The 6,703-nt window shown below is 27.7% G+C and carries 5 protein-coding genes; all 5 read left to right on the top strand.

Going from position 1 to position 6,703, the window contains the following annotated elements; all coding sequences use genetic code 11:
- Positions 1-145: 145 nt before the first annotated feature.
- Positions 146-1,336 (top strand): MFS transporter, encoded by a 1,191-nt coding sequence (locus PWP28_RS13625; protein WP_308645000.1) that lies wholly within the window; start codon positions 146-148, stop codon positions 1,334-1,336.
- A 5-nt stretch (positions 1,337-1,341) separates the two neighbouring features.
- Positions 1,342-2,133: a peptidoglycan editing factor PgeF gene (gene pgeF, locus PWP28_RS13620; protein WP_308644999.1), complete on the top strand. Its 792-nt coding sequence runs from the start codon at positions 1,342-1,344 to the stop codon at positions 2,131-2,133.
- Positions 2,134-3,610: 1,477 nt separating this feature from the next.
- Positions 3,611-4,141: a hypothetical protein gene (locus tag PWP28_RS13615; protein WP_308644998.1), complete on the top strand. Its 531-nt coding sequence runs from the start codon at positions 3,611-3,613 to the stop codon at positions 4,139-4,141.
- 26 nt (positions 4,142-4,167) lie between these two features.
- A complete protein-coding gene (locus PWP28_RS13610) occupies positions 4,168-5,673 on the top strand; it encodes a sugar ABC transporter ATP-binding protein (RefSeq protein ID WP_308644997.1) in 1,506 nt (501 codons plus the stop codon).
- A 2-nt stretch (positions 5,674-5,675) separates the two neighbouring features.
- Positions 5,676-6,623, top strand: a complete 948-nt coding sequence (locus tag PWP28_RS13605) for an ABC transporter permease (RefSeq protein ID WP_308644996.1) — start codon at positions 5,676-5,678, stop codon at positions 6,621-6,623.
- The last annotated feature ends 80 nt before the right edge of the window (positions 6,624-6,703 follow it).

Here is a 6,703-nt window from a genome sequence, read left to right as displayed (position 1 = left end):
GTGCGTTGAAATACAGAAGTCCGCGGGAGGTATATGAAGAATATCTAAGTTTTACAAAAGTTTCGTAATTTCTGTCCAATTTTTCGGGGTGCATTACAGAAGATAATTTAATTAATGAATATTTACTTTAATATGGAGGAATATGGTGAGCAATTTATATAAAATTGAATTAAATAAGAACATATTTAGGGAATATATTTATTCTTTTTTAAATAATTTTAATTTAATAGCTACTGTATGGATGCTCTATTTAGCATATAAAGGGATGAGTTTGACACAAATAGGAATATTAGAAGGAATATTTCATATTACCTCTTTTTTAATGGAGGTTCCAACCGGAGCAATTGCAGACATTTTTGGAAGAAAAACAAGCAGAACTTTAGGAAGAGTAATATGGGTAATTTCGAATATAAGTATGTTGTTTGGTAACAATTTTTATCATTTTGCATTAGCAATGGCGTTAATGGCTTTGTCGTATAATCTTGAATCTGGTGCAGGCCAGGCTCTTTTATATGACTCATTAAAGGAAATTAATAAAGAAAAAGTTTACATGAAAATTGCTGGAAAAATTGAATTAATAACTCAAATAGGTATGATTAGTGGATATGTTTTAGGTGGGTATATTGCTAAAATAAAGTATGAATTTGTTTTTGTTTATGTTATTATTTTGGGATTAATAACCATTATTCAATCTTTAACATTTAAAGAACCCAATATAAGAGAGGAACACCAAATAAAATCACTTAAAGCAGTTTTTGTGAACGCGTCTGAAAGTTTAAAATATTTAAAAAATAAAAAAGAAGTGTTATATTTGATATTTTTTGTAGAGGGAATTTTTGTAATAGGAACTACTTATTTTTTCTATCTACAAAATTATTTTTTGTCTATTGGAATAAATCAATTTCAAATAGGATTAGTTATGGCTGTTTCGGGGATAATTAGTGCTACTATTTCTTATTTTACACACAAAATAGAGAAAAAGTTTGGATTTGAAAAAATACTTATTGTTTTGCCAATTTTATATTCTTTATTTTCTTTTGGATTAATATCTAATATACCTTATGTTTTTAATATGCTCATGGGTGGAGTTATAGGTGTATTGGTGATTGTATATAACGACTATGTTAATAAAAATATACCTAGTGAAAAAAGAGCTACAATCCTTTCTATGTGTTCTATGGTATATAGTTTTTATATGATATTGATTTTCCCTTTATTTGGAAAATTAGCAGATACATATTCGTTTGAATTTTCTTTTTTGTCAGTATCAATAATTATTTTTATTTTTAGTTTGTTTAATGTTTTGTTTAATTTAAAATTGAAAAGCTATAGGTGATAAGTATGCAAATAGGTAACTATATATGTAAGGAAATCTATGGGATTACCATATGCAAGTCAAGATTGCTTTTACAATTTAGAGAATTAAACCATTTTGTAACCACAAGAAAAGTAAGATTAGAAGACAAAAAAATTAAAGAATTAGATTTGTCATTTAATAATGAAGATTTTGATAAGCATTATAAGGTTTTATTCGAAAAACTGGGATTGAGTTTAAATAAACTAGTTTTTACAAATCAAGTTCATGGGAATAACATTGAGTATGTAAGTGAAGAAATGCTGACTAATAAATATTATGAAAATATCATAAAAGAAACAGATGGATTGATAACTGACGTTAAAGGAATTTATTTAGTTACCAAATATGCAGATTGTGTGCCTATAATTGCATATGACCCTATTAAAAATGTTGTTGGTGTTGCACATTCTGGTTGGAGAGGAACATTGATTGAAACTCCTAAACACTTGATTATAAAAATGGTTAATAAGTTTGGAAGTGATCCATCGAATATTTTTGTAAGTATAGGCCCATCAATTGGTCCAGAAAGTTTTGAAGTTGGTAAAGATGTTGCAGAAAAATTTGTTTTGAAATTTGGGGGAAATTATGTCATTGAAAAACATGGAAAGTTCTATATAAATTTATGGCAAATAGTTGAAAAGCAAATTGCAGAAATTGGAGTAAGGAATATTGAAGTTTCAATGATAGATACATTTAAAAATATTGGATATTTTTATTCATATCGAAAAGAAAAAACCCCGAAGAGATTTGCGGTTGTTGTAGGATTAGTAGAATGAGGAGAAAAAACGGATGTTACAAGAGAAAGATGGATAGAAGTAAAAAATGTAAAAAATATTATTCGGGATATGTTAGTGGTTTTCATATATTAGTCTGCGAATTTATTTTTGGGACTCCTTTAGGTTTATTCTATGAAAGTTTCATAATTTAGACTTAGATAAGTTGAAAACAGTAAGTTTAAAAAGATGGATTAAGTATTATAGATATAAACTAAAATATATTTTGAATAATATAAATAATTATATTTTTTGTCTGAAAATTAAAAAAATTACATAAAGTTCATTTTGAAAGAATGGGTATAGAAAAATATAACAATACAATTTTAAATTATTTCATGCAGATCTAATAGGAAACCATATTTTGGTTAAAAACAAAAGATTTAAAGAAATCGTGGATTTTGCTGATTCAACGGTTGCATCTGTTGATATGAATGGGTGTTGCTTTTTCTAAGCAGATTGAATAAAAATGTTGGTTATTTTAAATATTGTAATGATCAACAAACAGATCAAAAAATCAAATAATTTTGTGTAATCTCATTAATGCTTTGTATACTTCCCTCGCCTTCTATACCCTAGAGTTCTATGTGAATATACCTATTGTAAAATTTTTCAAATACCTTTTTTCAACTAGTTTTTCTCAATTCATCTCATCACCAATTATACCTCTTTTTTCTACGCATTTAAGATATCTTCCTGTGGTCGCGTTACCTTTTTGGATTATCGTAACTTGTAAACACCTGTTTTATCCTCAATATGGATGTCCACGTTTGAGTTTAATGATTTTTATTTTCTAAATCCTTATCATTTGTTTCTCAACTATATTTCTTAGGTTTGTAGTAACATGTATTTAGCTAACTTTAAAATACCTTATTTTTTGAAATTCTAAAATCTTTGCTAGAAAATAATATGACTATTTGTACCGCTAGAATGTATTGCTGTTTTATGTTTTTATGTTTAAATGACAATAGTTTATTAGAAAGTGACTTTTTCAAGTTCTTCAATTTTATGTTTAAATTGTTTAAATTTAGAAAAATTTTCTATTCCCCAAAGCTTTTTTTATACCTTCAAGAAATCCATCAGATTATTTGTAAGATTAAGCTTAAAAAATTCCATGTTCTCTGCAAATTTGGAAAACAGTTTTTTCATTGGAAAGTTTTTTGATAACAATGATTTTTTTCTTTTGCAGAGAATTTTCTAGCTATAGTTAACGTTTCTCTTTATATAATTACTTTACTCTTTTTCCCCTTCCATTTCTTCAGTAAAGAAGTATAATGCTTTTTTGGATTACAGAAATTAAAATTTTGAAAATTAAAGAAACATTAAGAAATTTTTCTTTAATTTAGTTTTTTAAGTAAATATCATTGAAAATGTTTAATTTTAAGTAATTATCAATTTGACTTATGTTCATAGTTTTTTGTAAAATTGAAACGAAAAATTGAGAAAACGTTTTCCATTATTTTCTAGGGAGATGATAATTATGAATAGTTTAAAATTAAAAGAAAAAGCATTAGAGATAATTAGAAAAGCAAATATTATTTTAACAAAAGATGAGATTGAAAAAATGGAAATAACAGATTTAGGGTTGGGAAAACCTGAAAATATAGGTTTACAATTAGTAGTTTATGTAAATACCAATAGAGTTTGTGCAAAGGAAATTGTACTATTACCAAACCAAATATGTCCCGAACATAAACATCCTCCTATTTTACATCTTAATTATCAAGGAAAAGAAGAAACCTTTCGATGTAGATGGGGAAAAGTTTATTTATATGTCCCTGGTGAACCTACTAAGAATGCTTATGGAAAAAGATTTATACCATTTAATAAGAAAAAATATTTTACTGTTTGGCACGAAATTGTGTTATTACCTGGCGAACAATATACACTACCTCCTAATACTTTACATTGGTTTATTGCTGGTAAAGATGGAGCAGTAATATCGGAATTTTCAACTACAAGTTATGATGAATATGATGTTTTCACAGATCCTGGGATAAGAAGAGTATGAGTTTATAGAATTAGAGGTGAATTTTAATGAATCAAACTATTTTAAAAATTGTGAGAATCGGTAAATCATTTTCTGGAGTTAAAGTTTTGAAGAATATTAGTTTAGAAATTTACAAGGGAGAAATTCACGCTATTGTTGGCGAAAATGGCGCGGGAAAGTCCACTTTAATGAAAATCATATCAGGAGAATATTCCCCAACTTTTGGAGAATTATTTGTTGATAATGTGAAAAGGAAAATTTATTCTCCAACAGAAGCATTAAAAGAAGGTATTATGATAGTTCATCAAGAATTTAGTTTAGTACCTCAATTAAGTGTATATGAAAATATATTTTTAGGAAGGTGGAAAGTAAACAACAGAAATATTCCAATTATTAAAAAATCTATTTTGAAGTCTCAAACAAAAGAAATATTTAAAAAATTAGGAATAAATCACATTCCTCCTGATGCAAAGGTTTCATCATTAAGTATAGGTGATAAACAGATAGTGGAAATTGCTAAAGCTTTGTCAGTTAATCCAAGAATTTTAATATTGGATGAACCTACAGCAGCGTTGTCTTTAGATGAAACGAAGGCATTGTTTAAAGTATTAAAAAATTTAAAAAAGCATGAAATTACAATTTTGTATATTTCACATAGATTAGAAGAAATATTTGAAATTGCTGATAGAGTTACAGTTTTAAGAAATGGAGAATTGGTTTTTAGTTCTAACATTTCTAACGTTGGGTTGAATGATCTTATATCTCAGATGGTTGGAAGAAGTTTAAATAATAGATATCCAGAAAAAACAAGCAAAGAAATTGGAAAAGTAATTTTAAAAGTTGAAAATTTATCATCACAATTTTTTAAGAGAGTGTCTTTTGAAGTAAGTGAAGGAGAAATTTTAGGAATTACAGGTTTAATAGGAAGTGGTAGTTCTCAATTGGCTGAAACGATTTTTGGTTTAAGAAAATTTTTTGAAGGAAGTATAAATTATTATAATCAGAAATTTATGCCAAAGAATCCAAAAAAATCAATTGATAAAGGTATATATTATGTTCCTGGTGATAGACATTTATTAGGATTAGTTTTGAAAAGAAGTATGAGAGAAAATCATGCATTACCAAATCTTAATATATTTTCAAAATTTGGAATTTTAAATAATAAAAAAGAAAAAAATTCCGCTACTAAAATTGTAAAAGAATTAAATATTAAAATAAAAAATTTAAATCAAAAAGTTGAAAATTTAAGCGGTGGAAATCAACAAAAGGTTGTTATTGGTAAGTGGTTAATTCGTTCACCAAAATTATTGATTTTGGATGAACCGACAAGAGGTATAGATGTTGGAGCAAAATATGAAATATATAAGTTGATTAATGAATTATCAAAAAATAATGTTGCTATTATATTGGTTTCATCGAATATGGAAGAAGTAATTAATTTGTGTGATAGAGTTATAGTTATGTCTGAGGGACGAATATCAGGAGAAATTAATCCTAAATTTTCAACAAAAGAAGAAATTTTATCGCTTGCTGTTAAAGGGAAGGAGGAATGAAGTTGAAAAAAACATCTGTTCAAGAAAAAGTACTAGAAAATAGAAAAATTCAAGGACTAGAATTTATAAGGAAATATGGGGTTATTTTTGGCTTAATAGGGGTAATAATCTTCTTTTCAATTAAAGAGAGTGAATATTTCTTTACTTCGTCAAATTTTTTAACAATAGCTAAGCAATCTTCAGTTAATATTTTACTTGCTTTAGGAGAAATGTTTGTTATTTTAAGTGCTGGGATAGATTTATCAGTAAGTTCTGTAGCGGGTTTAGCTGGTGCTATTTTTGCTGGTACTACTTTATCAGCTAATGGTAATGTTTTTGTAGGTGCCTTAGTTGCTTTAATTGCCGGTATAGCATTTGGAATATTTAATGGTGCCTTAGTTGCATATGGGAAATTACCTCCATTTATTGCTACTTTGGCCTCTATGTCAATTGGGAGAGGTTTATTATTGATTTACACTAATGGTGCACCTATTTGGGGATTACCAGAAAGTTTTTATTTTTTGGGACAAGGTTACCTTTTTGGTATTCCCTTTCCTTTTATTGTAGTTATTGCTTCAGGAATAATAGTTTGGTTTGTCCTATCTTATACAACTTTTGGAAGAAGTGTATATTCAGTTGGAGGAAATATAAAAGCAGCATATGCATCAGGTATTAGAATTAAAAAGATATTGATTTTTGTTTTCGCTATAAGTTCATTTTTCGCAGCACTAGGTGGAATGGTTTTAACTTCGAGATTAGGAAGTGCCCAACCTAATGCGGGAGTGGGTTATGAATTAGATGCCATTGCGGCGGTTGTTATAGGAGGTACAAGTTTGTTTGGTGGTGAAGGATGGGTTTTCGGGACAATTTTAGGTGGTTTTCTTATTGCAACTTTGAATAATGGAATGGCAATAATGAATATTTCGCCTTATGTTCAACAGTTAGTTAAAGGTTTTATACTGCTCCCCTGAAGGATTGGACAGTTAGAAAGTAGAGAGTATAATCATATACGAAGGGGAGTGAAAGATATGAGAAAGAAGTTTTCTGCTGA

Source organism: Oceanotoga sp. (assembly GCF_030445905.1).
In the GTDB taxonomy this organism is placed as follows: Bacteria; Thermotogota; Thermotogae; order Petrotogales; family Petrotogaceae; genus Oceanotoga; species Oceanotoga teriensis.
The sequence above is the reverse complement of the archived record's forward strand: the minus strand, read 5'-3'. Positions and strand labels throughout refer to the sequence as shown.

Coding starts and splice junctions, on each gene's coding strand:
- pgeF (WP_308644999.1), top strand. CDS start 1,342: ATGCAAATAGGTAACTATATATGTAAGGAAATCTATGGGATTACCATA.
- PWP28_RS13615 (WP_308644998.1), top strand. CDS start 3,611: ATGAATAGTTTAAAATTAAAAGAAAAAGCATTAGAGATAATTAGAAAA.
- PWP28_RS13610 (WP_308644997.1), top strand. CDS start 4,168: ATGAATCAAACTATTTTAAAAATTGTGAGAATCGGTAAATCATTTTCT.